Annotated in this window: 25 protein-coding genes; 11 read left to right on the top strand and 14 right to left on the bottom strand. The window is 72.3% G+C overall.

Annotated features, from left to right (window positions below; all coding sequences use genetic code 11):
- Positions 1-62 precede the first annotated feature (62 nt).
- Complete coding sequence (locus ACIPRD_RS08540) at positions 63-668, bottom strand: TetR/AcrR family transcriptional regulator (protein ID WP_401561264.1); 606 nt, start codon at positions 666-668, stop codon at positions 63-65.
- Between the two features lie 120 nt (positions 669-788).
- Between ACIPRD_RS08540 and ACIPRD_RS08535 the strand changes: the two genes are divergently transcribed.
- Positions 789-2,441 carry a cytochrome P450 gene (locus tag ACIPRD_RS08535; protein ID WP_401561262.1) on the top strand — a complete coding sequence of 551 codons (1,653 nt, stop codon included), beginning with the start codon at positions 789-791 and terminating at the stop codon, positions 2,439-2,441.
- On the opposite strand, the gene ACIPRD_RS08530 is transcribed toward ACIPRD_RS08535, so the two are convergent.
- Entirely contained in the window at positions 2,403-3,335 is a 933-nt protein-coding gene (locus tag ACIPRD_RS08530) for a pentapeptide repeat-containing protein (protein ID WP_401561260.1), read from the bottom strand. The genes ACIPRD_RS08535 and ACIPRD_RS08530 overlap by 39 nt on opposite strands.
- A gap of 140 nt (positions 3,336-3,475) precedes the next feature.
- A complete protein-coding gene (locus ACIPRD_RS08525) occupies positions 3,476-4,777 on the bottom strand; it encodes an alpha/beta fold hydrolase (protein WP_401561257.1) in 1,302 nt (433 codons plus the stop codon).
- A 646-nt stretch (positions 4,778-5,423) separates the two neighbouring features.
- Here ACIPRD_RS08525 and ACIPRD_RS08520 point away from each other — a divergent pair.
- The 4 genes from ACIPRD_RS08520 to ACIPRD_RS08505 all read left to right on the top strand — a co-directional run bounded on the left by ACIPRD_RS08520 (position 5,424) and on the right by ACIPRD_RS08505 (position 9,549).
- A complete protein-coding gene (locus ACIPRD_RS08520; RefSeq protein WP_401561254.1) occupies positions 5,424-6,179 on the top strand; it encodes a (Fe-S)-binding protein in 756 nt (251 codons plus the stop codon).
- A complete protein-coding gene (locus ACIPRD_RS08515; RefSeq protein WP_401561251.1) occupies positions 6,176-7,654 on the top strand; it encodes a LutB/LldF family L-lactate oxidation iron-sulfur protein in 1,479 nt (492 codons plus the stop codon). Before ACIPRD_RS08520 ends, ACIPRD_RS08515 begins: the two co-directional genes overlap by 4 nt.
- Positions 7,651-8,325, top strand: a complete 675-nt coding sequence (locus ACIPRD_RS08510; RefSeq protein ID WP_401561249.1) for a lactate utilization protein C — start codon at positions 7,651-7,653, stop codon at positions 8,323-8,325. The genes ACIPRD_RS08515 and ACIPRD_RS08510 overlap by 4 nt, the downstream gene beginning before the upstream one ends.
- 69 nt (positions 8,326-8,394) lie before the next feature.
- On the top strand, positions 8,395-9,549 hold the full coding sequence (locus ACIPRD_RS08505; RefSeq protein ID WP_401561247.1) for an ATP-binding cassette domain-containing protein: 1,155 nt from the start codon (positions 8,395-8,397) through the stop codon (positions 9,547-9,549).
- A gap of 39 nt (positions 9,550-9,588) precedes the next feature.
- Here the strand turns inward: ACIPRD_RS08505 and ACIPRD_RS08500 are convergent, their stop codons facing one another.
- From ACIPRD_RS08500 to ACIPRD_RS08485, 4 genes are all read right to left on the bottom strand, one after another.
- Entirely contained in the window at positions 9,589-10,737 is a 1,149-nt protein-coding gene (locus ACIPRD_RS08500; RefSeq protein ID WP_401561246.1) for an ABC transporter substrate-binding protein, read from the bottom strand.
- Between the two features lie 46 nt (positions 10,738-10,783).
- The gene (locus ACIPRD_RS08495) at positions 10,784-11,455 is read right to left on the bottom strand and encodes an ABC transporter permease (protein WP_401561243.1); all 672 of its coding nucleotides are present in this window, start codon (positions 11,453-11,455) and stop codon (positions 10,784-10,786) included.
- Positions 11,452-12,132 (bottom strand): ABC transporter permease, encoded by a 681-nt coding sequence (locus ACIPRD_RS08490; RefSeq protein WP_401561240.1) that lies wholly within the window; start codon positions 12,130-12,132, stop codon positions 11,452-11,454. The genes ACIPRD_RS08495 and ACIPRD_RS08490 overlap by 4 nt, the downstream gene beginning before the upstream one ends.
- A 301-nt stretch (positions 12,133-12,433) precedes the next feature.
- Positions 12,434-13,006 (bottom strand): TetR/AcrR family transcriptional regulator, encoded by a 573-nt coding sequence (locus ACIPRD_RS08485; RefSeq protein WP_356409088.1) that lies wholly within the window; start codon positions 13,004-13,006, stop codon positions 12,434-12,436.
- A gap of 149 nt (positions 13,007-13,155) precedes the next feature.
- On the opposite strand from ACIPRD_RS08485, the gene ACIPRD_RS08480 reads away from it, so the two are divergent.
- The 5 genes from ACIPRD_RS08480 to ACIPRD_RS08460 all read left to right on the top strand — a co-directional run bounded on the left by ACIPRD_RS08480 (position 13,156) and on the right by ACIPRD_RS08460 (position 18,414).
- Positions 13,156-14,013: an AAA family ATPase gene (locus tag ACIPRD_RS08480; RefSeq protein WP_401561238.1), complete on the top strand. Its 858-nt coding sequence runs from the start codon at positions 13,156-13,158 to the stop codon at positions 14,011-14,013.
- A gap of 263 nt (positions 14,014-14,276) precedes the next feature.
- On the top strand, positions 14,277-15,569 hold the full coding sequence (locus tag ACIPRD_RS08475) for a VWA domain-containing protein (protein WP_401561897.1): 1,293 nt from the start codon (positions 14,277-14,279) through the stop codon (positions 15,567-15,569).
- 434 nt (positions 15,570-16,003) lie between these two features.
- Positions 16,004-16,978 carry a pyridoxal-phosphate dependent enzyme gene (locus ACIPRD_RS08470; RefSeq protein WP_401561235.1) on the top strand — a complete coding sequence of 325 codons (975 nt, stop codon included), beginning with the start codon at positions 16,004-16,006 and terminating at the stop codon, positions 16,976-16,978.
- A 207-nt stretch (positions 16,979-17,185) separates the two neighbouring features.
- A complete protein-coding gene (locus tag ACIPRD_RS08465) occupies positions 17,186-17,452 on the top strand; it encodes a hypothetical protein (RefSeq protein ID WP_401561232.1) in 267 nt (88 codons plus the stop codon).
- Positions 17,449-18,414: a pirin family protein gene (locus ACIPRD_RS08460; RefSeq protein ID WP_401561229.1), complete on the top strand. Its 966-nt coding sequence runs from the start codon at positions 17,449-17,451 to the stop codon at positions 18,412-18,414. The genes ACIPRD_RS08465 and ACIPRD_RS08460 overlap by 4 nt, the downstream gene beginning before the upstream one ends.
- Positions 18,415-19,282: 868 nt before the next feature.
- Here ACIPRD_RS08460 and ACIPRD_RS08455 read toward each other — a convergent pair.
- The 3 genes from ACIPRD_RS08455 to ACIPRD_RS08445 all read right to left on the bottom strand — a co-directional run bounded on the left by ACIPRD_RS08455 (position 19,283) and on the right by ACIPRD_RS08445 (position 20,581).
- Positions 19,283-19,549 carry a hypothetical protein gene (locus ACIPRD_RS08455; RefSeq protein WP_401561226.1) on the bottom strand — a complete coding sequence of 89 codons (267 nt, stop codon included), beginning with the start codon at positions 19,547-19,549 and terminating at the stop codon, positions 19,283-19,285.
- A gap of 178 nt (positions 19,550-19,727) precedes the next feature.
- Entirely contained in the window at positions 19,728-20,264 is a 537-nt protein-coding gene (locus tag ACIPRD_RS08450) for a 2'-5' RNA ligase family protein (RefSeq protein ID WP_401561224.1), read from the bottom strand.
- Positions 20,265-20,308: 44 nt separating this feature from the next.
- Positions 20,309-20,581 carry a hypothetical protein gene (locus tag ACIPRD_RS08445; protein WP_401561222.1) on the bottom strand — a complete coding sequence of 91 codons (273 nt, stop codon included), beginning with the start codon at positions 20,579-20,581 and terminating at the stop codon, positions 20,309-20,311.
- Between the two features lie 821 nt (positions 20,582-21,402).
- Between ACIPRD_RS08445 and ACIPRD_RS08440 the strand changes: the two genes are divergently transcribed.
- Positions 21,403-21,888: a DUF6193 family natural product biosynthesis protein gene (locus ACIPRD_RS08440; RefSeq protein ID WP_401561220.1), complete on the top strand. Its 486-nt coding sequence runs from the start codon at positions 21,403-21,405 to the stop codon at positions 21,886-21,888.
- Here the strand turns inward: ACIPRD_RS08440 and ACIPRD_RS08435 are convergent.
- The 4 genes from ACIPRD_RS08435 to ACIPRD_RS08420 form a co-directional block, all read right to left on the bottom strand.
- Positions 21,878-22,537: a hypothetical protein gene (locus ACIPRD_RS08435; RefSeq protein ID WP_401561217.1), complete on the bottom strand. Its 660-nt coding sequence runs from the start codon at positions 22,535-22,537 to the stop codon at positions 21,878-21,880. The genes ACIPRD_RS08440 and ACIPRD_RS08435 overlap by 11 nt on opposite strands.
- A 216-nt stretch (positions 22,538-22,753) precedes the next feature.
- Positions 22,754-23,434: a uracil phosphoribosyltransferase gene (gene upp / locus ACIPRD_RS08430; RefSeq protein ID WP_356409118.1), complete on the bottom strand. Its 681-nt coding sequence runs from the start codon at positions 23,432-23,434 to the stop codon at positions 22,754-22,756.
- 55 nt (positions 23,435-23,489) lie between these two features.
- Positions 23,490-24,737 carry a questin oxidase family protein gene (locus tag ACIPRD_RS08425; protein WP_401561215.1) on the bottom strand — a complete coding sequence of 416 codons (1,248 nt, stop codon included), beginning with the start codon at positions 24,735-24,737 and terminating at the stop codon, positions 23,490-23,492.
- Between the two features lie 41 nt (positions 24,738-24,778).
- Positions 24,779-25,450, bottom strand: a complete 672-nt coding sequence (locus ACIPRD_RS08420; protein ID WP_356409124.1) for an HAD family hydrolase — start codon at positions 25,448-25,450, stop codon at positions 24,779-24,781.
- Positions 25,451-25,466 lie beyond the last annotated feature (16 nt).

The following is a 25,466-nucleotide window of genomic DNA, read 5'->3' as shown; positions in this document are numbered from 1 at the left end:
AACTTACCGAAGATCCGGGCGCACGCCAACAGCGCTTCGCGCAGGATCACCCGAAGGAGCGGTCAGCCGAGGACGCCGAGCAGCGCCCGGGCGCACAGGTCCCGGACCTGTTCCCGGGTCGGTTCGCCGTCGCGCAGCCACTCCAGGCAGACGGCGGTGGTGAACGCGAGCCAGCCCCGCACGGCCAGCCGCAGATGCGGGGCGTCACCCAGCGCGGGACCGAACTCGGGGTCGGCCGCGAGCGCGGCCAGGATCTGCTGCTCCTGAGCGGCGAGGGCCCGCCGGTAGACGCGGCGTACGGCCAGGTCCCCGGCCGCGTCGGCACGGTGGAAGGCGCGGAAGCCGTGGGCGTGGGCCTGGGCGTGCCCGAGGTAGGTGTCGAGGCCGGCGGTGAGCTGCTCGCGCACCGGGACACCGGGCACCCCGGCCGTCATGCGCAGCATCCGCTCGCTCTCGCGCTCCACGACCGCCGCGAAGAAGTCCCGCTTGTTCGGGAAGTAGTGGTACAGCAGCCCCCGGGAGACACCCGCGATCCCGGCGACCCGCTCGATCCGCACGTCGTCGTACGGGCTCTCCGAGAACAGCCTCGCGCCGACCGTCAGCAGCTGCTCGCGGCGCTCCTCGGTGCTGAGTCTGCGCCGGGCGCGTTCCCCCTGGTTCGCGGGCATGCCGCCAGCTTACTTGACGCCGGTTCAACAAGCGGCCCAGACTGAACGCTGCTATTGAACCCACGTACAACACGTGTGCGCACACGCTCAACCGCCCGCTGGATCAAGGGAGATCACGTCATGGCGGAGACGACGGAGACGACGGGGGAACCGGGCGGGCGGGAACGGCCCGGGAGGCCGGGGCAGGCGGGGGGCCGGCTGCCGAAGGGGTTCCGCGACGCCGAGCACGGATGGCCGGAGCTGCGCCGCATCCCGCGCCCCGCGCACCGGCTGCCGCTGCTCGGCGACGTGGTGGGTGTCGACCGGCGCACCCCGCTGCAGGACTCGATGCGCCTCGGCCGCGAGCTGGGCCCGGTCTTCCGGCGCCGGGCGTTCGGCAAGGAGTTCGTCTTCGTGTGGGGCGCGCGGTACGCCGCCGACCTCGCCGACGAGTCCCGGTTCGCCAAGCACGTGGGACTCGGGGTCGCCAACCTGCGGCCGGTCGTCGGGGACGGGCTGTTCACGGCGTACAACCACGAGCCCAACTGGCAGCTCGCCCACGACGTCCTCGCGCCCGGGTTCAGCCGGGAGGCCATGGAGACGTACCACGGCATGATGCTGGACGTCGCCGCGCGCCTGACCGGTCACTGGGACGCCGAACTGGCCGCCGGGCGTACGGTGGACGTGCCCGGGGACATGACCAAGCTGACCCTGGAGACGATCTCCCGGACCGGGTTCGGGCACGACTTCGGGTCCTTCGAGCGCGACCGCCCGCACCCCTTCGTGACGGCGATGATCGGCACGCTCACCCATGCCCAGCGCCGCAACAGCGTGCCCGGGCCGCTGGCCCCGCTGCTGCTGCGCGGTGCCAACCGGCGCAACGAGGCCCACATCGCCTTCCTCAACCGCACGGTCGACGGCCTCGTGGCCGCGCGGCACCGCGACGGCGGCGGCTCCGGCGACCTGCTCGACCGCATGCTGCGGACGTCCCACCCCGGCACCGGCGAGCGGCTGTCGGCGGAGAACGTCCGCAAGCAGGTGATCACGTTCCTGGTGGCAGGGCACGAGACCACCTCGGGCGCGCTCTCCTTCGCCCTGTACTACCTCGCCCGGCACCCCGAGATCGCCGCCCGCGCCCGCGCCGAGGTGGACCGCGTCTGGGGCGACACCCCGGCACCGGGCTACGACCAGGTCGCCAAGCTGCGCTATCTGCGCCGGGTGCTGGACGAGTCGCTGCGGCTGTGGCCGACCGCGCCGGCCTACGCCAGGGAGGCCCTGCAGGACACGGTGCTGGCCGGGGAGCACCCGATGCGCCGGGGCGCGTGGGCGCTGGTGCTGCTGCCGCTGCTGCACCGCGACCCGGAGGTGTGGGGTGAGGACGCCGAGCGCTTCGACCCGGACCGGTTCGACGCCAAGGCCGTGCGGGGCCGCGCCCCGCACACCTTCAAGCCGTTCGGCACCGGCGCTCGGGCCTGCATCGGGCGCCAGTTCGCGCTGCACGAGGCGACGCTCGTGCTCGGTCTGCTGCTGCGCCGCTACGAACTGCGGCCCGACCCCGGCTACCGGCTCCGGGTCACCGAGCGCCTGACGGTGATGCCGGAGGGACTGCGGCTGGGCCTGGACCGGTGCCCCGCGCCGGCGCCCTCGGCCGCGTCTGCGTCCGCCTCTGCGTCTGCGTCCGCGTCCGCGTCTGCCGTCGTACCGGAGGACGGGGCGGGGCGCGGTGCGGACGGCGACTCGGAGCCGGGTTCCGGATCAGCCGCGCGCTGTCCAGTGCACGGGGCGGGTGAGTGACCCGGGCAGCCGGGTGCCGGCGCTGCCGCGCGCCGCGTTCACCTGCGGCTGGGTGAGGAAGAAGGCACCGGTGAGGTCCGCGTCGGTCAGGTCGGCGTCACGCAGATCGGCGCCGATCATGTCCGCGTCGCGCAGGTCGGCGCCGGTGAGGTCGGCGGCGATGAGGCAGGCGCCGCGCAGAGTGGCCCCGCGCAGATCGGCGCCCCGGAGACGGGCACCCACCAGATCGGCGCCGCGCCGGTCCTTGCCCTTCGCCTTCCCGCCGCCCCTTCCGTTGCCGCCACCCTTCGCGCCGCCCCGGGCGCTGCCCTTCGCCCCCGTGCCGCGTCCGGCGTCGCTCCCGCGCCGGGCGCTGTCCGCGGCCGCCGCGCGCACGAGTTCGCTGGTGCGCAGCAGCAGGACGTTGACCTCCTGACGGTGGGCGGCCACGTCCAGCGCGGCCAGTTCCGCGGGGGTACCGAGGGTGAGCCGCTCGGTCCGCTCCAGCGCCTCGCGCAGACCGGGGTGGACAGAGCGGGCGGCGTCGAGTCCGAGAGCCTCCGTCAGATACCAGAGGAGTTCGTGGAGTTGCCGTACGACCGGGAACACGTCGAACATCCGACGGGCGCGCTCACCCGGGCCCGTACGCCAGTCCTGTCCGCCGAAGGTGACGTTCGAGACCTTCTGTCCGGCGCCGAAGCAGTCGTACACCGTGCAGCCGGTGAAGCCCTTCGCGCGCAGGTCGGCGTGGATGCCGCAGCGGTTGTCGGTCCGCAGGTTCCCGCAGGGCCTGCCGGCGGGCTTGTCGGCGGCGAAGTCGGCGGAGGCGGCGAACGGCAGGGCGACGCAGCACAGTCCGAAGCACTGGGCGCAGTCACCCCGGAGCCCCGAGCTTTCGAATGTCTGTTCCGTCATGACCCCACCCTACTGTCGGGTAAACGGGCCGACGGCGGCGAGCCCGCAGCGGGCCGGCGCCCCGAGCCGCCGCTCCCACCGGCCGCGGCTCCCACTGTCCGCAGCCCCACGACTCCCGGCGCCTCACACCGCCGCGCGGCTCACACCTCGTCGCGTGCCAGGGCGAGGAGCCGGTCGAGGACGCGGGGTGCCCCGGCGCGCAGACCGTCGTGCTCGAACTCGTCGGTCACCCAGGTGCGCAGGCCGCGGACGGCGCGCGCGGTCCGCAGGGAGTGGCCGGTGTCGACGTACATGTCGTCGTGGTAGACGGCCGCGGCGACCGGCACCTCGTTGGCGGCGAGGCGCGCGGGGTCGTACAAGGGCTGCCAGTCGGTGCGGGCGGCGAGCAGGCCGGCGGTCTCGCGCAGCGGACGCAGGGCCGGGTCGTTGTCGAACATCCAGGGGTGGACGGTCTCGCCGGTGAAGAGCACCGGGGCGTCACCGGCCAGCGACTTGGCCGCGTCGAACTGCGGGAACTCGGCGCGCACCCGTTCCGCGGCCCAGTCGGTGGGGCGGCTGTCCTGGCCGTAGATCGTCTCGTGGACGAGGGCGTAGAGCGGGTGGCCGGCGTACGACAGGAGGTTCTGCACCTCCTCCTGGAAGGCGTCGGACAGCTCCGGGCCGCCGGGCGTGCGGACGAACGCGTTCTCCAGCAGGTAGTGCAGGCGGTGGCTGCCGTCGCCCGTGCCGAGCATCAGGCCGAGGGACTGGAAGGCCTCCGCGGTGAAGCGGTAGCCGTTCGGCAGGACGATGTCATGGGCGAGGAGATGGTCGGCGATGCGGCGGGCGCGTTCGACGTCCTGCGGGTAGCGGGCGTAGTGCGCGGCGACCTTGCGTTCGACCCGCGGGTAGGCGGCCCGGTAGACGTCGTCGGCGTGGGCGTCGAGGGAGGGCAGACCGCCGGTGATCAGCACGGTGTCGAGGCCCTCCGGGGCCACGGAGAGGTACGACACCGCGCAGAAGCCGCCGAAGCTCTGGCCGAGCACGGTCCAGGGGGCGCCGCCGGTCACCGCCGGGCGGATCGCCTCGCAGTCCCGGACGATGGAGTCGGCGCGGAAGTGGCCGAGGTAGGCGGCCTGTTCGGCGGGGCCGCCGCGCAGGGGCAGCGTCTGCCGGGTGGCGGGCGTGGAGCGGCCCGTGCCGCGCTGGTCCAGGAGGAGGACACGGTATTCGTCGAGGGCGCGGTCGAGCCAGGACTGCCGTCCGCTGAAACGATTCGCCCCGAAGCCGGGGCCGCCCTGGAGGTACACCAGCCAGGGCAGGTCCTGCCCGGCCTTGTCACTCGCGACGGCCTCACGGGCGTACAGCTCGACGGTCTCACCGCCGGGGTCGGCGTGGTCGAGGGGCACCGTGAAGTGCCGGTCGGTGAGGACGACACCGGGCTGACGGTAGGTGAGGCTCAACGGGTCTCCTGGGACGGGCGGGATCGGACGCGTCCCAGTTCAGCACATGCCGCGGCGCGGCACAGTCGGCGTCCCGGGACAGGCGGACCCGCGGCACGGTACGGCTTGCCGGCGTCCCGCACGGGTGGACCCGCGGCACGGTACGGCTTGCCGGCGTCCCGCACGGGTGGACCCGCGGCCCTCCCGCGATCCCCGGCACCCGGCACCCGGCACCCGGCACCCGGCACCCGGCACCCGGAGCATCCGCCCCCGCCCCGCCTTGCCCTGCGTTGCCTTGCCCTGCGTTGCCTTGCCCTGCGTTGCCTTGCCCTGCGTTGCCTTGCCCTGCGTTGCCTTGCCCTGCGTTGCCTTGCCCTGCCTGTCACGCCGGGCACGCCTGCCACGCCTTCCGGGAGACAGAGCCCCCTCACGCACCCCGCCGCGGAGCCGGAGCCTCGTGATCCACGGCCCGGCGCACTACCCTGCTCTCGTCCGGCGGCCCCCGCGGACGACCGACGTCCATGACCGATGCCCACGACGACTGCCCACGACCGGCGCGCACGCCCCGCACGGACTGCCGATGCCGGCGACCGATGCCCGCCACCGACGCCGGCACCCCCGCGCGGACGACCCCGCCGGTGCCGACGACCGACGCCGAGGAGCCGAGATGCGTGTCGCCCTGTTCCTGACCTGTGTCAACGACACGCTCTATCCGGACACGGGCCGCGCCGTGGTGAGACTGCTGACCAGACTGGGTGTCGACGTCGACTTCCCCCTGGCCCAGACCTGTTGCGGCCAGGCCCACTACAACACCGGCTACCGGCACGGCGCGGAGCCCCTGGCCCGGCACTTCCGTGAGGTCTTCGGGGAGTACGAGGCGATCGTGACCCCGTCCGGATCCTGCGCGGCGATGGTGCGGGAGCTGTACCCGCGCCTGGGCGAGCGGGCCCGGGCGGAGGGGCGCGGGGACGCGCTCGCGGCCGGCCTGGCGCCGGTGGCGGCGAGGACCTACGAGCTGACGGAGTTCCTGGTCGACGTGCTCGGGGTGACGGACGTCGGGGCGTACTACCCGCACCGGGTGACGTACCACCCGACCTGCCACGGGCTGCGCGCCCTCGGGCTCGGGGACCGGCCGCTGCGGCTGCTCCGGGCGGTGAAGGGGCTGGAGCTGGCGGAGCTGCCGGGTGCCGAGGAGTGCTGCGGTTTCGGCGGGACCTTCGCCGTGAAGAATCCCGACGTCTCGGCGGCGATGGGCACGGACAAGGTACGCAACGCCGAGTCGACCGGCGCGGAGGTGCTGTGCGCGGGCGACAACTCGTGTCTGATGCACCTCGGCGGCACCATGACCCGGCTGCGCACGGACCTGCGGCCGGTGCACATCGCGGAGATCCTGGCGAGCACGGAGGAGGAGCCGGCCGTATGAGCGGAACGTATCTGGGGATGCCGTCCTTCCCGGAGGCCGCGCGCGAGGCCGTGCGGGACGAGACCCTGCGCGGCAACCTGCGGCACGCCACGCACACCATCCGGGCGAAGCGGGCCAGGGCGGTCGCCGAGCTGTCCGACTGGGCCGAGCTGCGGGAGGCGGGCCGCCGGATCAAGGACCACACGCTCCGCCATCTCGACCGCTATCTCGTGCGGTTGGAGGAATCGGTGACCGCGGCGGGCGGCACGGTCCACTGGGCGGCGGACGCCGACGAGGCGAACCGGATCGTGACGCGGCTGGTCCAGGAGACCGGGGAGTCGGAGGTCGTCAAGGTCAAGTCGATGGCCACACAGGAGATCGGGCTCAACGAGGCCCTGCTGGAAGCGGGCATCCACGCCTACGAGACCGATCTCGCCGAGCTGATCGTCCAGTTGGGCAAGGACCGCCCCTCGCACATCCTGGTTCCGGCCATCCACCGCAACCGGGGCGAGATCCGGGACATCTTCCGCGCCGAGATGGGTGTCTGGGGCCGGCCGGCCCCGGCGGACCTGACCGACACACCGGCCGAACTGGCCGAGGCCGCCCGCCTGCATCTGCGGGAGAAGTTCCTGCGGGCCAAGGTCGGTGTCTCCGGCGCCAACTTCATGGTCGCGGAGACGGGCACGTTGGTGGTCGTGGAGTCCGAGGGCAACGGCCGGATGTGCCTGACCCTGCCGGAGACGCTGATCTCGGTGGTCGGCATCGAGAAGACCGTGCCCACCTGGCGGGACCTGGAGGTCTTCCTCCAGACGCTCCCCCGCTCCTCCACGGCCGAACGCATGAACCCGTACACCAGCATGTGGACGGGCACCGCGGACGGCGACGGGCCGCGCGCCTTCCACCTGGTCCTGCTCGACAACGGCCGCACCGACACCCTCGCCGACGAGGTCGGCCGCCAGGCGCTGCGCTGCATCCGCTGCTCGGCCTGCCTGAACGTGTGCCCGGTGTACGAGCGCGCGGGCGGCCATGCCTACGGCTCGGTCTATCCGGGACCGATCGGCGCCATCCTCAGCCCCCAACTGCGCGGCACGCAAAGCGAGATCGACGCCTCGCTGCCGTACGCGTCCTCGCTGTGCGGGGCCTGCTACGAGGTGTGCCCGGTCGCCATCGACATCCCCGAGGTACTGGTCCGGCTGCGGGAGCGGGTGGTGGAGGGGGGACCGGTCGTGCGCGGCGGCAACCGGGTCGTCCTGAGGCCTGCCAGGGGGCACGCGGCCGAGCGGGCGGCGATGCGCGCGGCGGGCTGGGCGTTCGCCCGCCCGGGTGCGCTGCGCGCCGGACAGCGGCTGGCCTCCCGCACCCGCCGGCTGCATCCGCGCACCCTGCCGGGCCCCGGCCGGGCGTGGAGCGCGAGCCGGGACCTGCCGGCCGTACCGGTGGAGCCGTTCCGGGACTGGTGGCAGCGGACGCACGGCGGGAAGGACGGCGCGAAGTGAGCGGCAGGGAAAGGATCCTGGGCCGGATCCGGCGCGCGCTGGCGGACGTCCCCGGGGACGGGACCGCCCCGGTGCCCGGGCGGCCGGCGGAGCCCAGTCCGTACGAACTCGCCGTCCCCCGCGCGTACCTGCGGGAGCACGGCGAGCGCGGCACCACGGAGACCGTGGACCTCCTGGCCCGGAACCTCGCCGACTACCGCGCGCTCGTGCACCGCGCGGAAGAGGACGAACTGCCGGGGCTGATCGCGCGGCTGCTGGACGAGCGCGGGGCGCGGACCGTGCTCGCACCGGACGGGCTGCCGCCGCGTTGGCTGTCCGCCGCCGGCGCCGCACGGGTCCCCGACCTCGCCGCGAGCACCGCGCACGAGCTGGACGCCGTGGACAGCGTGGTGACCGGCTGCGCGGTCGCGGTCGCGGAGACCGGCACGCTCGTCCTCGACGGCGGTCCCGGTCAGGGCCGGCGCCGGATCACGCTCGTACCCGATCACCACATCTGTGTCGTCCGCGTCCCGTCCCAGGTCGTGGCCTCCGTACCGCAGGCCCTCGAACGCCTCTCCCCCACCCGGCCGTTGACCTGGATCTCCGGCCCGTCGGCCACCAGTGACATCGAGCTGGACCGGGTGGAGGGGGTCCACGGACCCCGCACGCTGGAGGTCGTCCTGCTCGGCTGACACCTCCGTCCTCATCCCTTCGGTCGGCGGGGCCGGGCGGGCGGCCGGGGTCCCGGCTAGCGTGAGGGGATGATCCGGTTCGATCAGGTCACCAAGCGGTATCCGGACGGTACGACGGCCGTCGACGGCCTCTCCTTCGAGGTGTCCGAGGGCGAACTCGTCACCCTGGTCGGCCCCTCCGGCTGCGGCAAGACGACGACGATGATGATGGTGAACCGGCTCATCGAACCCAGCTCGGGCCACGTCTTCGTGGACGGTGAGGACGTCGCCCGGGTCGACCCGGTACGGCTGCGCCGGCGCATCGGGTACGTCATCCAGCAGGTGGGCCTCTTCCCGCACCGCACGGTCCTGGACAACACGGCCACGGTGCCCGCGCTGCTGGGCTGGAAGCGGGCGAGAGCCCGGGCACGGGCGGCCGAGCTGCTCGACCTGGTCGGGCTCGACCCGAAGACGTACGGGCCGCGCTACCCGGAGCAGCTCTCGGGCGGCCAGCGGCAGCGGGTGGGCGTGGCACGCGCGCTCGCCGCCGATCCCCCGGTGCTGCTGATGGACGAGCCGTTCGGCGCGGTCGATCCCGTGGTGCGGGAGCAGTTGCAGGACGAGTTCCTGCGGATGCAGGCGGCGGTGCGCAAGACGGTCCTGCTGGTCACGCACGACATCGAGGAGGCCGTACGGCTCGGTGACCGCATCGCGGTGTACGGACAGGGCCGTATCGAGCAGTTCGACACGCCCGGGGCGGTGCTCGGCAGGCCCGCGACACCGTACGTCGCCTCGTTCGTGGGCGCCGACCGGGGGCTGAAGCGGCTGTCCGTCACGGAGATCGAGCCGGACGACCTGGAGCAGCCCCCGGTGGCCCGCCTGGACGAGCCCGCCGAGCGTGCCGCGGGGCGGCTGCGGGCCGAGGGCGCGCGGTGGGCGGTCGTCCTCGACGCGCGCGGTGGCCTGCACGGCTGGGTGGGCATCGACGAGCTGGCGGCGGGCGGCACGGTGGGCGGTCTCGCCCATCGGATGACGGCGTGGGTGCCGGTCGGGACGCCGCTGAAGCAGGCGTTCGGGATGATGCTGCAGCACGACGCCGGGTGGGTCGCGGTGCTGGACGGCCCCCGTTTCCTGGGCGTCCTCACCCCCGCGAAGCTGCACGAGGCGCTGCGCCGCTCGGTGGACGCGGACGCGCGGGGCGTCGCCCGGGGGCAGGTGCCGTTCGACTCGGTGGCGGACGCCTGAGGCACCGCGCCGCCCGGCCGCCGGTTCCCCCGGGGCCCGTCATTTCAGCAGGCCCTTGTCCTTCAGATACGTCCGCGCGACGTCGGCGGGGAGGCGGCGCCAGCTGTCGACCTGACGGTTCATGTCCGCCAGATCGGCGGTGGTCAGCACGTCGTTGAGCCTGCCCAGCGCCTTCGCGACCCGCGCGCTGCCGGCGCGGGACCGGTTGACGACCGGGACGACGTAGTCGGCGTTCTGGAGGTGCTTGTCGTCGGCGAGCAGGACGAGGCCGAACGCGTCGAGGGTGGCGTCCGTGGTCGTGGTCAGGACCATCTGGTCGCGGCCGTCCTGCACGGCCCGCTTGGCCGGGGTGGTGCCGACTCCCTTCGGGTCGACGGCCGTGATGTCGATGCCGTACACCTTCCTCAGGCCCGGCGCGCAGTACGGCCGCTGCACGCACTCGTCGCCCGCGGCCAGCCGTACCTTCAGCCCGGAGGCGCCGAGGTCGCTGAGGGTCTTCAGGTGGTGCCGGCGGGCGTAGGCGGCGCTGACCGCGAAGGCGTTCTGGTCCACGGCCCGCCCGGGCGGCAGCACCACGAGCCCGCGGGGGGCGGTGAGGCGCCGCAGGGCCTTCATCGTGGCGGCGAGGTCGGGCGATCCGGCCGGGGGCGCGCCGGCGCCGTGTTCCTTGGCGTTCAGCCAGTCGGCGAAGGTGGCCGCGTACTCGGGCACGACGTCGATCTGGCCGGACTCCAGGGCCGGTTCGTACAGTTCCCGGTTGGCGACCGTGAGCATGGACGTCCGGTAGCCGGCCTGGTCCAGCAGCCGCGCGTACAGCTGGGCGAGCAGGTCGCTCTCGGTGAACCCGGCCGAGCCGACGGTCAGGTGGTGGCTGTCGCCGGGCGTCGCGGTGACCGCGCCCCGGTTCTCCAGGGAGGGCCCGCCGGCGCAGGCGGCGACGAGGACGAGGACCGCGAGCGCGGCTGCGGTGAGGGCCGCGGCCCGGAGGGGTGATCCCGTGGTCCGGAGGGGTGATCCCGTGGCCGGGAGGGGTGATCCCGTGGCCGGGAGGGGTGATCTCGTGGCGCGGACGGCCGGTGCGGTGGCTCGGACGGCCGGTGCCGGGGCACTGACCGCCGATGCCCTGGCCGCCGAGGCCCTGGCCCTGGCCCTGACGGCCGGTACCTTCGCCGTCGCGCGGCTTCTCATCGGCCGGTCCTCGCCCGGGCCGGTGCCTTGGCCGTCGCGGCGCTTCTCATCGGCCGGTCCTCGCCCAGGCCGGTGCCAGGCGCTGGGCGATCTCGAAGACGGCCTCGACGACGAGGGCGAAGGCGGCGACGAGGAGGGCGCCCGCGACCACCTGGGGCGTGCTGGCGAGGTTGAAGCCCGCCGTGATGATCCGGCCGAGGCCGCCGCCGCCCGCGAGCGCGGCGATGGTGGCGGTCGCCACCAGCTGGACGGCCGCGATCCGCACCCCGTTGAGGATCAGCGGGGACGCGAGCGGCAGCTCGACGCGCAGCAGCGTCTGCCCTCCGGTCATCCCCATCCCGCGCGCCGCCCGCACGACGCTCCGGTCCACCTCGCGCATGCCGACGTAGGCGTTGGTGAGCAGCGGCGGTACGGCGAACAGCACCAGGGCCACCACCGTGGGGCCCTCGCCCCACTTCCCGACCGGGGTCAGCAGGAGCAGGACCAGCACCGCGAAGGTGGGGACGGCCCGGCCCGCGTTGGAGATGTTGACGGCGAGCGCGCCGCCCCTGCCGAGGTGTCCGAGGACCAGGGCGACGGGCAGCGCGATCAGGCAGCTGACGGCCAGGCAGACGACGGTCAGCACGAGGTGCTGGAGCAGCCGGTTGCCGATGCCGTCGTCGCCCGTCCAGTGCGCGGGGTCGGTGAGCCAGTCCCAGGCGGCGGCGAGGACGCTCATGTCCGGGCCGCCCTGGTCCAGGGGGTGACCAGCCGCTGCACACCCAGCAGAAGCAGGTCGGCGACGACGGCGATCAGCACGCACAGCACGGACGCGGTGAGCACCTGGGCCTTGAAGTAGGTGTTCATGCCGGCGTAGATCAGGTTCCCCAGACCGCCGAAGCCGACGATCGCGCCGACGGTCACCAGTGAGACGGCCGAGACGGTGGCGACACGCAGACCGGCCATGGCGGCGGGCAGCGCGAGGGGCAGTTCGACGGTGAGCAGCAGTCGTACCGGGCCGTAGCCGAGGCCGCGCGCGGCCTGCCGCGTCTCCTGCGGGACCGCGCGGAGTCCGGCCAGGATGTTCCGCACGAGCAGGGTGAGCGAGTAGAGCACCAGTCCGGCGACGACCAGGGTCGCGGAGAGGCCGTAGACGGGCAGGAGCAGGGAGAACATCGCCAGCGAGGGGACGGTGTAGAGGATCGTCGTCACTCCGAGCACGGGTCCGGCGGCCCAGCCCCAGCGGCGGGCCAGCACCGCCAGCGGCAGGGCGACGGCGAGCCCGATGAGGACGGACGCCACCGTCAGCTGGAGGTGCTGGACGACCGCGTCGAGCAGGATGTGGCGGCGGGTGGTGAGGTAGGCCCCGCAGATCCACTCGTTGCGCGCGAGGCAGTCGTCCGGGGGCGCGGTCACGAGTCCATTGCAGCGGGCGGAGGGCGGGGCGGCGTGCTGGGGTGGTCCGTCCGGGGGTGACGACGGTTGCCTCGGGCGATGGCGGCCGCGTCGTACGGTGTGACGGCTACCTCGGACGGTGATGGCCGCGTCGGGCGGTGTGACGGCTACCTCGCACGGTGACGGCCGCGTCGGGCGGTGTGACGGCTACCTCGCACGGTGACGGCCGCGTCGGGCGGTCTGAGGGCCACCTCGGACGGTGACGGCTGCCTCGGGCGGTGTGACGGCAGCGCACGGCGACGGCCGCGTCGGGCGGTGACGGCTACTTCATGCCCGCCGCGTCCAGGAGGGCCGTCGCCGTCGCCGTGGCGAGTCCGTCGTCGAGGCGTTCCACCCGGGCGCCCGAACGGGCGCTGGCGCCGTCGAAGACCAGCATGAGCTGGCGGGCGAGCAGTTCCGGATCACGGGCGCCGCCCAGTTCGCCCTGCGTGCGGAAGACGCCGGCCAGGCGCTCCTTGGCCCCGCGGGCGACCTGGCTCGCCGGATGCCCGGGGTCCTTCAGCTCGACCAGCACGGCCAGGTACGGGCAGCCGTGGTACTCGGGTTCGGTGGAGGCCAGCTCCAGGCGCTCGAAGGCGTACAGGATCCGCTCGCGCGGCGTCCGCGCCGCCGGATCGGCCGGCGTGAACCGTTCGTCGTACCAGGGCAGGCGCCGCTGGAGGCTGGCGGCCAGCATCTCGTCCTTGCTCCCGAAGAGCTGGTACATCGACCTCTTCGAGACGCCCGCCGCGCGGCAGAGCGCCTCGACGCCCACGGAGACGCCGTCGCGGTAGACGAGCTGAGCCGCCGCGTCGAGCAGCCGGTCCCGGGGGGACACCTGGTCCGTTGTCGTCATAAGGCGAGGTTACCGCGCCCGGCAAGAGGGGAAACCGATCGGTTCACGAGGGTGCCGGCGCGGCCGCGACCTCGTGACAAGAGAGCTGACCAAGCGCTTAGATAGTGACCGGACGCCGCTCCCGACCCGTACCCCGCCGGAGGTCCCCGTTGTTCTCATCCGTCGACGACGTCTCCGCCCGGCTGGCCGGGACCGGATACCTCGCCTCGCCCGCCGTCGCCACGACCGTCTTCCTCGCCGCCCGCCTCGGCAAGCCCCTGCTGGTGGAGGGCCCCGCGGGCGTCGGCAAGACCGAGCTGGCCAAGGCCGTCGCCGAGGTCATGGCGGCCCGGCTGGTACGGCTCCAGTGCTACGAGGGCGTCGACGAGTCCCGCGCCCTGTACGAGTGGAACCACGCCAAGCAGCTGCTGCGCATCAGCGCGGGCCGCGACGAGTCGTGGGACGACACCCGCACCGACATCTTCAGCGAGGAGTTCCTGCTCCCCCGTCCGCTCCTCACCGCGATCCGCGGTGACGAGCCGACGGTGCTGCTGATCGACGAGACCGACAAGGCCGACGTGGAGATGGAGGGTCTGCTGCTGGAGGTGCTCAGCGACTTCCAGGTCACGGTCCCCGAGCTGGGCACCATCACCGCGACCCGGCGCCCCTTCGTCGTCCTCACCTCCAACGCCGGACGCGAGCTGTCCGAGGCGCTGCGCCGCCGCTGCCTGTTCCTGCACATCGGCTTCCCCGAGGAGGAGCTGGAGCGGCGGATCGTACGGCTGAAGGTGCCGGGGCTCGACGCCGCGCTGGCCGCGTCGGTGGTCCGGGTCGTGGGCGCGCTGCGCGCGATGGACCTGCGCAAGGCTCCCTCGGTCGCCGAGACCATCGACTGGGCCCGCACGCTGCTCGCGCTGGGCGCGGAGACGCTGGACGAGACGGTCGTACGGGACACCCTGGGCGTGATCCTCAAGCACCAGGACGACATCCAGAAGGCCGCCGCGAAGCTGGACCTGAGCGCGCTGTGAGCGGCGGGGGCGACGGGGGCGACGCCGGGACCGGGGGCGTGCCGGAAGCCACGCAGGTCGCGTGGGCCACCAGGCCCGCCGGGGCGACCCGGGCCACCGGGGCAGGCCGGGTCACCGGGGCAGGCCGGGTCACCGGGGCAGCCCAGGCCATCGGGGCAGCCGAGGCAGCCAGGGCAACCGAGGCGGGAGCGGTCGAGGCCACCCGTAACGGCGATCTGGCCGGACGGGTCACCGGTCTGGTCGGGGCACTGCGCGCGCACGGCATGCGGATCGGCACCGGGGAGACCGTGGACGCGGCCCTCGCGGCCGAGGCGCTCGGCTTCACCGACCGGGACCTGCTGCGGGAGGGCCTGGCCGCGACCCTGCTGCACGGTCCGGGCCAACGGGCCGTGTTCGACCCGGTCTTCGACCTCTACTTCCCGCGCGTCGTCGGCGGCCCGGACACGGCGCCGGCCGGCCGGGAGGAGCTGCGCGACCGGCTCGCCGAGGCCCTCGTCGACAACGACCACGCGCTGCTGGCCCAGTTGGCGGCGGAGGCGGTCGACGGGATGGGCGGATACGGGAGTTCGCCGGGCTCGGACGGCTGGTCGGCGTACCAGACGCTGGACCGCCTGCGCCCGCAGACCCTGCTGGCCCGGGTGCGGTCCGACGTCCGGGCCGCGGGCGGCGGCACCGGGTTCGCGGACCGGCTGCTGGACGACGAGATCCGCCGGCGCATCGAGACGTTCCGGCGCATGGTCGGGGCCGAGGCCCGGCGCCGGGTCGCGGAACGGCGCGGGCGCGACGAGATCGCCCGCCGGGCCGTACGTCCGACCGCCGACCGGGTGGACTTCCTCTTCGCGGGACGGGACCAGCTCACCGAGCTGCGCAGGACGGTCCAGCCACTGGCGCGCAAGCTGGCGACCCGGCTCGCCGCGCGCCGCCGCCGGGCCGCACGCGGCACCATCGACCTGCGCCGCACCGTGCGCTCCTCGTTGTCCACCGGCGGGGTCCCGCTGCGGCCGGTGCTGCGCAGACGCCGCCCGGCGCGGCCCGAACTGGTCCTGCTGTGCGACGTGTCGGGTTCGGTGTCCGGCTTCTCGGACTTCACGATGCTCCTGGTCCAGGCGCTGCACGACCAGTTCAGCAAGGTCCGCGTGTTCGCCTTCGTCAACCGCCTCGACGAGGTGACCGGTCTCCTCGACCACGGCCGAGCCGACCCCGACGGGCTCAGCACCCGCATCCGCACGGAGGCCACCCTCACCGGCTGGCACGGCAGCAGCGACTACGGCGTCGCCCTGGGCGAGTTCACCGAACGGTACGGCGCGTCGGTGGGCCCCCGTACGACCGTCTTCGTCCTGGGCGACGCCCGTACGAACATGAGCGACCCGAACCTGCCCGCCGTCCGCGACCTGGCCCGCCGCGCCCGCCGCGTCTACTGGCTGAACCCCGAGTCCCACGCCCAGTGGGGCACCGGCGACTCCGCCGCGCCCGCCTACGCGGAACTGGTCGAGATGCACGAGTGCCGCACGGCCCGGCAGCTCGGCGCGCTGATCGCGAGGCTGCTGCCGGTGTGAGGGGCGGGGACGGGTAGATGGGTGGGGACCGGCGGATGGGTGAGGACCGGCGGATGGGTGGGGACGGACGTGGGCGCGCTCGGAAGCGGGCGGGGCGCGGACGACGGCGCTCGGAGGCGGCGGTGCGAGGGCGCGGGGGCTCGGATGCGGGCGGCGACGGGCGACGGCACTCGGAAGCGGGCGGTGCGGCGGCGGCGGCCGGCGCTTCGCGGACGTCGGCCGGTGCGCGTGCGGGTCAGCATGGTGATCGGCCGGCCGACAGGTCGTCGGGTCTACTGTAGGAGCCCCCGACCAGCGAAGACACCGCCATCCGCCTCACTCGCGAACCCCGCACCCCGCACCTCCCCCCTCCCTCCCGGCTTCTCCCCGCTGCCCCCTCCGCTCCCTCCACCCCCTCAGCCGCCTGACCACCCCCGGACCCGAGGACATACGCCATGACCCACCCGCCCGTACCGCTCGGCACTTTCCCCACTCCCGTGGAGCCGGCGCCCCGGCTGGCGGCCGCGCTCGGGCTCGGTCCGGAGGACCTGTGGGTCAAGCGGGACGACCTGACGGGCCTGGGCGGCGGCGGCAACAAGATCCGCAAGCTGGAGTGGACCGTGGGCGCGGCACTCGCCGAGGGCGCCGACACGCTGGTCACGACGGGGGCACCGCAGAGCAACCACGCGAGGCTGACGGCAGCGGCGGCGGCCCGGCTGGGACTGGAGTCGGTGCTGGTGCTCCGCGGCTCGGCGGCCGCGTCGCGCTCCGGGAACCTCGCCCTGGACGGGCTGCTCGGCGCACGGGTGGTCTGGGCGGGCGATGTCGACCAGGCAGGGCTGGACACCGCGGCGGCGGAGGTGTGCGAGAGCCTGCGCACGCAGAACGCACGGCCGGCGCTGATCCCATTCGGCGGGTCGAGCGCGCTGGGCGCCCGGGGCTATGTGCGCTGCGGCGAGGAACTGCGCGAGCAGGTGCCCGACCTGCGCACGGCGGTGGTCGCGCTGGGTTCCGGCGGCACGATGGCGGGCCTGGTGGCCGCCCTCGGCACCGACGCGGTGCTCGGCGTCGACGTCGGCGCGCTGCCCGATCCCGCCGCGGCCGTCGCGAAGTTCGCGCGCCCGCTCACCACAGAGGTCGTCACCGCGGACCGCCTGCGGGTACGCCGCGACCAGGTCGGCAGCGGCTACGCCGCACTGACCGACCAGACGGCCCAGGCCCTCCACCTCGCCGCCCGCACCGAGGGCCTGGTCCTCGACCCCACGTACACCGGCCGGGCCCTGGCCGGCCTGGCCGCCGCCGTCCGCAAGGGCGACGTACGCCCCGGCGACCGGACAGTGTTCGTGCACACCGGCGGCCTGCCGGGCCTCTTCGGACACGCGGAGGCGCTGACGTTCGCGGAGGAGGGCGTCGTGAGGTACGCGGGCTGACTCCGCTCCGGCCCCTCACGCACCTCAACGGCCTTCTCGCTCCAGCATGTTCACCCGGAGCTGCTCTGGCGCGATGACTCCGACGAACGTGATGGCGATCGCGACGGACCGGGCCACCGATCCGCCGCGGCGCCCTCTGCCGGAACGAGCGGCCCCGCTGCTGGCCGGGTCGGGGCACCGCCGCGCCTGGTGGCATACCTCCGGGCGGTGCACGACGTGGCGGCGCGACTCGCCGAATGGACGCAACGGCATTGCCCGGCACTGGAGTGCGACAGGGAGGCGGTGCTGTTCGGCGCGGCGACGCACGACGTGAGCAAGGCGGTGCACCTGGCCGAGCTGTCCGGCCCGGGCGACCGGCACGAGGAGACGGCACGAAACGGGGCCCATCGTACGGCCGGGCGGTTCCCCGGACGCGCGCCGGAACGGGTGCCCCTCGGCAACGGGGACGGGCGGCGGCTAGGTTGGGCGGTATGAGCAACCTTGACCGCATGCCCGCACCGAGCGTGTGCGGTGGCCGTGGGTTCGTCGTCGCCGAACCCGTCCGCGAGCTGCTGAGCCCCCGCCGCGTGAAACTGGGCGAGTCGACCGAGGTGCGCCGGCTGCTGCCGAACCTCGGCCGGCGCATGATCGGCGCGTGGGCCTTCGTCGACCACTACGGCCCCGACGACATCGCCGACGAGCCCGGCATGCAGGTTCCGCCGCACCCGCACATCGGGCTCCAGACGGTCAGCTGGCTGCACGAGGGCGAGGTGCTGCACCGCGACTCCACGGGGAGTCTCCAGACCATCGGCCCCCGCCAGCTGGGCCTGATGACCTCGGGCCGGGCGATCAGCCACTCCGAGGAGAGCCCGAAGGCGCACGCCCGCTTCCTGCGCGGCGCCCAGCTGTGGGTCGCCCTGCCGGACGAACACCGCCACACCGAACCGCGTTTCGAGTTCCACGCGGACCTCCCCACGGTCACGGCGCCGGGCCTCACCGCCACGGTGATCCTCGGCGACCTCGACGGCTCCGTCTCCCCGGGCACGGCCTACACCCCGATCGTCGGCGCCGACCTCACCCTGACCGAGGGCGCCGACGTCCGCCTCCCCCTCGATCCGGACTTCGAGTACGGCGTCCTGGCCATGTCCGGCGAGGTGCACGTCGACGGCGTCCCGGTCCTCCCGGGCTCCATGCTCTACCTCGGCTGCGGCCGCACCGAACTCCCCCTGCGCGCCGAGTCGGACGCCTCCCTCATGCTCCTGGGCGGCGAGCCGTTCGCGGAGGAACTCATCATGTGGTGGAACTTCGTGGGGCGCACGCAGGAGGACATCAGTCAGGCTCGGGAGGACTGGATGAGCGGTACGAGATTCGGGGAAGTGAAGGGGTACGACGGAGACCCGCTGCCCGCGCCCGAACTGCCGCCTGTGCCATTGAAACCGCGCGGTCGAGTGCGCTGACCTGGCACTTTCTGAACGGGAGTACGTGCAGCCGGGCGAGGGGACACACGCCCCGCCCGGCCTGTTCGCACTGCATGAGCAAACGCCTCTCCAACCACTCATTCCACCCGCCCTCGAAGTGCAAGTTTCGCCAGGCTTAACCACCCTTACTCGAACTGATGCTGACCCAATGCCGACTTTGCCGACAGGTAGTCAGGCGACTCCGAGAGACTTCCCCCCTTCCCGCATCCCTCTCAGCACCACGTTTTCGAACTCACGCCGCGAGCCGCCAGCGGCGAACCACGCGCTTGGCGAGCTCGAAACGCCGCCTTCATCGGAACGATGCTGACCTGAGACCCCTGTTCTGGGGTTCCCGCAAACTCAGTGCGAGGTGTGTCACCCTGGAGCCCCGACGCACAACACGTGTTGCGTCGCTGCCGGTGACGGCATCGCGAGCGGCGCTCGGGGGCGTCCAGTGACTAGGCCGATTCTCCCTGCCCAGAAGTGACGAGCAGCCCGGAACGACACGGCCACAGGCCGGGTGCCAAACGCTTCAGCATGTACATCAGGCACATGGAGACCGGCGCGAGACGCGCGCGGCGGTCTCGCGGCGGACATCAACGAGCCCTCCAAGCCGTCGGGCTGCTCGAGGAAGCCCTGTGCCTGGACCATCGTCGGCCCCAGGACTACTTCGGCCGGGTGTGGCCCACTGCCTTCCCGGCCCATGAACTGGCTCAGACCAGTGAGGAGAGCCCATGAGGCCCGAGAGCACGGCGGCCGGCTCCGGCGCGAACTCGGACGCCTGACCGTCCGGGCCATCGCCCAACGGGCCGGGGTGTCCGCCACGTTCCTCTACGAGAACACCGACGCCCGCACCCTCGTGAAATCCTCAGTCGCCGACAGCCGCAGCCGGCATGACCGACTCGGACAGGAACAGCACGACCAGATCGAGGCGTCCTGACGGGAGCGAGCCCTGAACGCCGAGGCCGAGCTGACTCGCACCCAGAAAGAGGTCTTCGCCCAGCGCCAGCGGATCGGCGAACTTATGGGCAGGCTCGGCGACTTCGACCACACGGTCCCCGGCGAGTCCGTCCAGCAGCCGACCACCGAGAGCACCAACCTCGAACATCGCGTCCACCAGCTCGCTCAGGAGCACCGCAGGCTCCAGGAGCGGCTCGAAGGAGCCCCGCTCCAACCTCCGATTCGCCGAGAAACGCATCGCTGACCTCGAAGCCCAACTTGTCGAACGGGACCTGTCGTGATCGCCGAACCGATCCACCTCGATCGCGACCAGGCCGCTTCCCGCAACGGCTGACCGACCAGCGCAACCGCGCCTACCCCAGCGGGAAGGTGGCCCTCTGCCGCCACCGTGTTCCGTCGTGGACCAACAAGTCGACCGACGAGACCTGCGCGAAGACGGGGAGGCCAGTGAGCAGATCGGCCTCGGCCTTCTCCACGACAGCCTCGTCCTGTCCCTGGGCGACGGTCAGATGCGGCACAACATCGTCGAACTGCCCGCCGAACGGCGGGTTTTCCGGCCACCGCTCCACGATCGCCTCCGTGAGATGCCTGAAGCCAGTGTCCGATTCGGGGGCGAGATAGAGCACTCCAGGGAACCGGCCGCAGTGGTCGAACCGGGCCTCGAAGGACTGATGCCGACCGAGTACCTTGCCGATCGCGGCGCAGACACCCTCATCAATGCGGCTCGCGTCGAGAAACGGAAAAAGCACGGTGACATGCGCCGGAACACCAGCGCGGGCCGAGGGGTCAAGCCGGTCACGCCACGCGTGCACCAAAGGCTCCGCCTCCGGAACCCTCACGATCAGCCCCGACTGTCCTGCTTGGAATCCTTGCGCGTCGTCATCCGCCATCGCTTCTGTCTATCAGCGGGGCCCGACCGGTGGCGACCCGATTATCACGGCCATGCCGTCCCGGACGCCCACTCGACGCCTTGACGCAGGTCACAGACGATCCGGACACCACGAAGGTCGGTAAACTGGACGGCACCATCGAAGCCCGCGGCCCGCGCCGCACCGTCGTCGGCGAAATGGCCTGGGACCTCGACGAAATAGCCGCCGCCCGCCGCAACCACGGACCCCAAGCGGCACTCGGCCTTCTCGGCCGCACCACGCCCGCCCCGACCCCGGCTCAGCCAGCCAGCCAGCCAGCCAGCCAGCCAGCCAGCCACGCAACAGCGCACGCTCGCCGACGTCCGTTACCACCCTCGATGGCGGCTGAGGCAGTGTTCTGCTCGTGTCGGTGCAGGTCACGGCAATGGTGATGGCTTCAGCGGACCCGGCGGCGGGTGGTGCTGTTGCAGCGGGGCGAAGTGGCCGCGTGCCCGGTCTGCGGCCGGTCCTGAACGGTGGGAGTCGACTCGTCGCGGGCGGCTGTCTGCTGCTCGCCGCGGTGTCGGGTTCGGGCTTACGGGCAACGGCAGGCATCATGGGATCAGCGCGGCGTCGTTCAGAAGATCTGTCCGTGTTGATGCCGGCTCAGGTCTGACAGTGGCCGAGATCTTCTCTCCGTGCACGACCAGGGATTTCCTGCTCACGGCCCCACGGTGACCAGTCGTACCCCCAGGCAGCGAACATCGGATACGAGCAGTGACGGTTGGCCTCGCGCGCCTCGTTGCCCCGGCGGCGCTTCGTTCGCCGATTGCTGTTCTTTGTCACGGCGCGGTGAAGGCACAATGCGGCCGTGGACTCCGATGCTTATTTCGACCTGGCTGCCGCGGGTAGCGTAGCCGCCGCCTTGGACCAGGTGGCGGCCGACCTTGGTGTCGATCTCGTGACCGTGCCGGGGGGGCTGGGGACCAGTCGTTTCCGCGGGCATCGCGGCCCCGCTTCCTGAGCGTCGGCCACTGTCCGTTCACATCAGAACCGAGGGGCGCTGTTTCCGTGTTTCCGGTTGGAGCCGGGGGGTCGAACTCATCACCGGGGCAACCCCCGATCTCGCGGATGTCGTCCGGACAGGTGTGGCGTAGGGGAGGGCAAGAGCCTGCGGGAAATGCACGCGCAACTGCCGTTTCTGCACTTCAGCGAGCTCGCCGAGGCTCACGAACGCGGGCCGGCCGCAGCGGTTGACGTGAGCTGGCGTCGACTGCGGGAACAGGCCGCCGATGCTCCGGACTTCCCTGAGTTCGGCCTGCTCGTGGAAGCTGCCCAGGCCGAACCGCGCCTGCGGCAGCTCTCCCCGATGTCCAGCCACTGGACGCTCGGCTTCAGCGCCTACACCGGGCACACATCCCCTGTTGTGGTCGCCATCGTCCCGTCCAACGCCGGACGCCCTTACCGCGTTCAGCGGTTTCTTCATGAGGGTTTCCTCGGCGAAGCTGCCACAGCCGACAAGGCTGTCGCCATGGCGGTGACCCACCTCCCGTCGGGCCTCGGCCCGGCCGCCGCCGGAACCGGCGAGTCACCTGCGCAATGCCTGCGATCGGGAATCGAGCGCTTCCTTGCCTTCACCGGCCTCGCCTGCACCCTCATCTGCTAGGAGAGTTGGTGCAGCCGGGGCCACACTCCGGCTTCGGTCCATTCGGCCAGGCGGCGCCAGCATGAGCGGCGCCGGAGCGTCCCGCGAGGATCGCTGCGCGACTCAAGCCAGGAGACCTCAGGTCATGCTGGCTGGCCGAGTAGATGCCAAGTCGGTGGGCGTCCAGGAGGATCGCGCGGAGCTCGTCGAAGGCGTTGGCTTGAGTGGCCAGCCCCGTCTTCGAACGCTCCATGGTGCGGATGAAGAGGTCCACCACCTTGTGGTCGAAGGAGTTCATCCTCCGGCTGCCGAGCGTCGGGGTGAGGTGGTGCTCCAGGAGCGAATCGAGGTGGCGCACCGAGTCGACCGCCAGGTGCCGCTGGCCGGCCTTCCGCTCCTCGGCGTACTCCTCGAAGCGCATCGTCCCGTACTTCTGGATCCGCTCCACCTTCGACTGGGACCGAAGGGTGGCCTTTTTCTCGTTGTAGATCTCCGTCAAACGAGTGATCGCCTTGCCCTGGGTGGCGAACCCGGCTTCCTCGGCCTGCTTGCCCGCCGCGTTGCGGTATCGGATCTTGTACTCGTGTGGGCACCTCGACCAGCGAGCCTCAGGGTGCTCGCAGTCCTTGAAGAAGCTGCCCATACCGCGGGCGAGCGTACGTGCTGCCATGTCGTCCTGACTCCTTGGCGTCGCATGCTGAAACCACGGGGTCGAGTGCGCTGACCCGGCACTTTCTGAACGGGAGTACGTGCAGCCGGCTGAAGGGACACCCGCCCCGCCCGACCCGTGTCGACGCGGGTAGGCCCGGAAGGCGCGGGCGGAGCGGCCCTTGTCCGCGACAACGTGGTCGGGCCGCTCCTGTTGGCGCCGTTGGGCCATGTACGGCTATCCGTCCGTTCCGAAGTAGCGATCACCGAAGTCGCCAATGCCGGGCAGCATGTAGGCGTTCTCGTTGAGCCTCTGCTCGATGGAGGAGGTCACGATCCGTACCCGAGGGTGACGTTCGCACACGGCGGCGATGCCTTCCGGCACGGTGATGAAGTTGATGAAGACGATGTTCTCCTCGGCGACCCCGCGCTCGAGCAGTACGTCGATGGCGGCCAGTGCCGTGCCGCCGGTCGCCAGCATGGGGTCGAGCAGGAGGACATGGCGGTCCGCGATGTCGTCGGGAAGCTTGGTGTAGAACAGCTTCGGCAGCTTCGTGGTGATGTCTCGCTGGATCAGGATCTTGCCGATCCTGATCCCCCTGCACACCGCCCGCAGTTCGGCCTCCATGCTCTCCCCGGCGCGTACGACGGGGACGCCGCACAGCTTCGCCGCGAAGCGCAGCCCGGGATAGGTGCTGCCGACCGGGGTGGTGACGTTCTGCCGCTCGAAGGGCAGCAGGTTCAGGCTCGCCTCGATCAGCTGGCGGATGATGCGCCCGGAGTAGAAGACGAAGTCCTCACGGCTCACGTCCCGGTCACGGATGACCGTGTGCAACGCGCGTAACTGGTCGGTCTGAGGCAGAAGATGGACGTTCGTACCGAGGTATGTGTCGATGGAGGGCGCGCTGGTAGCGGGCATCTCAGGACTCCTGCCGGGTCGGGTGAGGTTGCTGACGCGGGTTTCGGGGCGGCGGTCAGTCGACCGGAGGCTCCTCGAACGTGGCGGGCAGCTCCGGGGTGGCGGTGAACTGCCCGGCGGCGACCCGGTAGACGGACATCCCGCCGCTCCGCTGCCACAACTGGCGCATGACGTGGACAAGTTTGGGGTTGTGCTCCTCTTCCTCCTCCACCGCGCGCGCGACGAGCCAGTCCCATTCACGCGTCCACCGGGGGTCGTCGACGTCGTCGAGTGCAGTGCCGAAGAGGGAGTCGAGCGCCAGAAGCTTGCCGGGCCTGGAGAAGTGGCCCCGGGAGAAGAGGACGCCCATGATGCCGGTCCAGTAGCAGCGGACCACCTCGTGGCGCTGGTCGCCGGGCAGCGCGTCGGCGATGTGCCGCATGGCGTGCAGCGCGGTGATCAGGTGGAGCAGCAGGAAGTCACCGGGTTCCGCGAGGTACAGCACGGTGACGAGATAAGCCAGGTCGTCCCAGCTGGCCTCGGGGCTCTGTCCGTCGACCCAAGCGGGGATCTCGCTGATCAGCGGATGCCCCTCGCCGAGCATCCGGGCGATGCGGTACTGGAGCCCCGAGCGCAGGAGTTCGGGGTGGATACCGGCCTCGGTCGCGGCCTCGGTGTCCTCGGCCAGGCCGTCCGCCCAGGCCCCGAGCTCCCGCTGGTTCGCATCCCACACCCCCGCGATCCGCAGCAGAGACTCCATCGGCTTCTCGGCGCCACGGCCGGGCTCGGCCGGGAAGGTGCGCTCGGGGTGGCAGGAGACGTGGGCGAAGGCCAGGTAGGCGAGCCCCTCGATGGCCATCCAGCGGCTGCCGGCGTCCAGCGCCCAGCCGAGGTGGATGGTGGCGTGCTGGAGCGCTCCGGCCCATCCGGGCAGCAGCTGCGGCACATAGCGCCGGAGCACCTCCGGCAGGCCGAGCGCTTCCTCGCGTCGGTCGAAGAAGTCGCAGTAGGCCGCGAAGTCGACGCGCTTGCCGAGGAGTTCGGTCCAGTTGTCCTCGTCGATGGTGTGCCGGGCCGGCCTGGCCTGTTCCACGGGGAAGCCGTACGGCGTCAGGCTCACATAGGTGTCGTGGTAGTCCTGGATGCGCCGCGGGTCCACCCCGAGGCCGGCCAGGGCCACCACCGCGTGCTTGACGTGGTTGGTGAGGTGACCGTTGAACTCGATGTGATGGGTGCGGTTGTCCAGCAGCCGGCTGACGACGTCGCCGTCGGTCCGGTGGGTGTCCGTTTGGGCCGAATGCGCTGCGGTGGTGGTGTCGGGCATGCGGGCCTGCCTCTTCTCGTTCGGGTTGGGGGCGTGTCCGGTCAGACCCGGGGCAGCCACTTGACGATGCAGGACACGACGTCGGCGAAGCTGTCGGCGATGTGCCCGGGGTCCGCCGCCGCGAGTTCGGCTCGTGTGTGCACGCCGTAGGTGACCGCGACCGTGTGGATTCCGGCCGCGTGGGCCATGTACAGGTCGTGCGTGGTGTCGCCGACCATCACCGCGTCTCCGGCCGCGCAGTCGCAGCGGCGCAGGACGGCGAGGCCCGATTCGGGATGCGGCTTGGGGTGGGTGACGTCGTCGGCGCCGATGAGCACCGTGAAGCGGTCCCGCAGGCCGGCCGCCGTCAGCAGGGCGTCGGCGCTGGCATGGAACTTGCTGGTGGCCACCGCCAGGGTGAGCCCCTCGCGCAGCAGTTCGTCGAGCCCTTCGACGACTCCCGGGAAGACCAGCGACCGGGCACGCGGCAGGATGACGTCGCGGAACGCCTCCTGATAGCGGCGCACGCCCTCGGCGACGCGCGAGCCGTCCCGCGGTGCGTCCAGCAGCGTGGCGAAAGCCTGCTCCAGGGGAAGGCCTATGGTGGCCCGGATGTCCTCAGCGTCACGAGGGGCCTCGCCCATCGCTTCGAAGGCGGCGCCGAAGGTCTCCACGATCGCCCGGGGGGAGTCCACCAGCGTTCCGTCGAGATCGAACATGGCCACACGCGACATGTCTGCTCTTTCCTGC

The organism is Streptomyces sp. NPDC090108 (genome assembly GCF_044747185.1).
GTDB lineage: Bacteria > Actinomycetota > Actinomycetes > Streptomycetales > Streptomycetaceae > Streptomyces.
This window is presented reverse-complemented; position numbering and strand designations above follow the sequence as displayed.

Excerpts from the sequence above, each read along its gene's own strand:
- ACIPRD_RS08520 (WP_401561254.1), top strand. The coding sequence starts at position 5,424 with ATGCGTGTCGCCCTGTTCCTGACCTGTGTCAACGACACGCTCTATCCG.
- ACIPRD_RS08460 (WP_401561229.1), top strand. The coding sequence starts at position 17,449 with ATGAGCAACCTTGACCGCATGCCCGCACCGAGCGTGTGCGGTGGCCGT.
- ACIPRD_RS08470 (WP_401561235.1), top strand. The coding sequence starts at position 16,004 with ATGACCCACCCGCCCGTACCGCTCGGCACTTTCCCCACTCCCGTGGAG.
- ACIPRD_RS08495 (WP_401561243.1), bottom strand. The coding sequence starts at position 11,455 with ATGAGCGTCCTCGCCGCCGCCTGGGACTGGCTCACCGACCCCGCGCAC.
- upp (WP_356409118.1), bottom strand. The coding sequence starts at position 23,434 with ATGCCCGCTACCAGCGCGCCCTCCATCGACACATACCTCGGTACGAAC.
- ACIPRD_RS08515 (WP_401561251.1), top strand. The coding sequence starts at position 6,176 with ATGAGCGGAACGTATCTGGGGATGCCGTCCTTCCCGGAGGCCGCGCGC.
- ACIPRD_RS08540 (WP_401561264.1), bottom strand. The coding sequence starts at position 668 with ATGCCCGCGAACCAGGGGGAACGCGCCCGGCGCAGACTCAGCACCGAG.
- ACIPRD_RS08535 (WP_401561262.1), top strand. The coding sequence starts at position 789 with ATGGCGGAGACGACGGAGACGACGGGGGAACCGGGCGGGCGGGAACGG.
- ACIPRD_RS08500 (WP_401561246.1), bottom strand. The coding sequence starts at position 10,737 with ATGAGAAGCCGCGCGACGGCGAAGGTACCGGCCGTCAGGGCCAGGGCC.
- ACIPRD_RS08450 (WP_401561224.1), bottom strand. The coding sequence starts at position 20,264 with ATGGCGGATGACGACGCGCAAGGATTCCAAGCAGGACAGTCGGGGCTG.
- ACIPRD_RS08435 (WP_401561217.1), bottom strand. The coding sequence starts at position 22,537 with ATGGCAGCACGTACGCTCGCCCGCGGTATGGGCAGCTTCTTCAAGGAC.
- ACIPRD_RS08420 (WP_356409124.1), bottom strand. The coding sequence starts at position 25,450 with ATGTCGCGTGTGGCCATGTTCGATCTCGACGGAACGCTGGTGGACTCC.
- ACIPRD_RS08475 (WP_401561897.1), top strand. The coding sequence starts at position 14,277 with ATGCGGATCGGCACCGGGGAGACCGTGGACGCGGCCCTCGCGGCCGAG.
- ACIPRD_RS08505 (WP_401561247.1), top strand. The coding sequence starts at position 8,395 with ATGATCCGGTTCGATCAGGTCACCAAGCGGTATCCGGACGGTACGACG.
- ACIPRD_RS08530 (WP_401561260.1), bottom strand. The coding sequence starts at position 3,335 with ATGACGGAACAGACATTCGAAAGCTCGGGGCTCCGGGGTGACTGCGCC.
- ACIPRD_RS08485 (WP_356409088.1), bottom strand. The coding sequence starts at position 13,006 with ATGACGACAACGGACCAGGTGTCCCCCCGGGACCGGCTGCTCGACGCG.
- ACIPRD_RS08425 (WP_401561215.1), bottom strand. The coding sequence starts at position 24,737 with ATGCCCGACACCACCACCGCAGCGCATTCGGCCCAAACGGACACCCAC.
- ACIPRD_RS08440 (WP_401561220.1), top strand. The coding sequence starts at position 21,403 with ATGCACGCGCAACTGCCGTTTCTGCACTTCAGCGAGCTCGCCGAGGCT.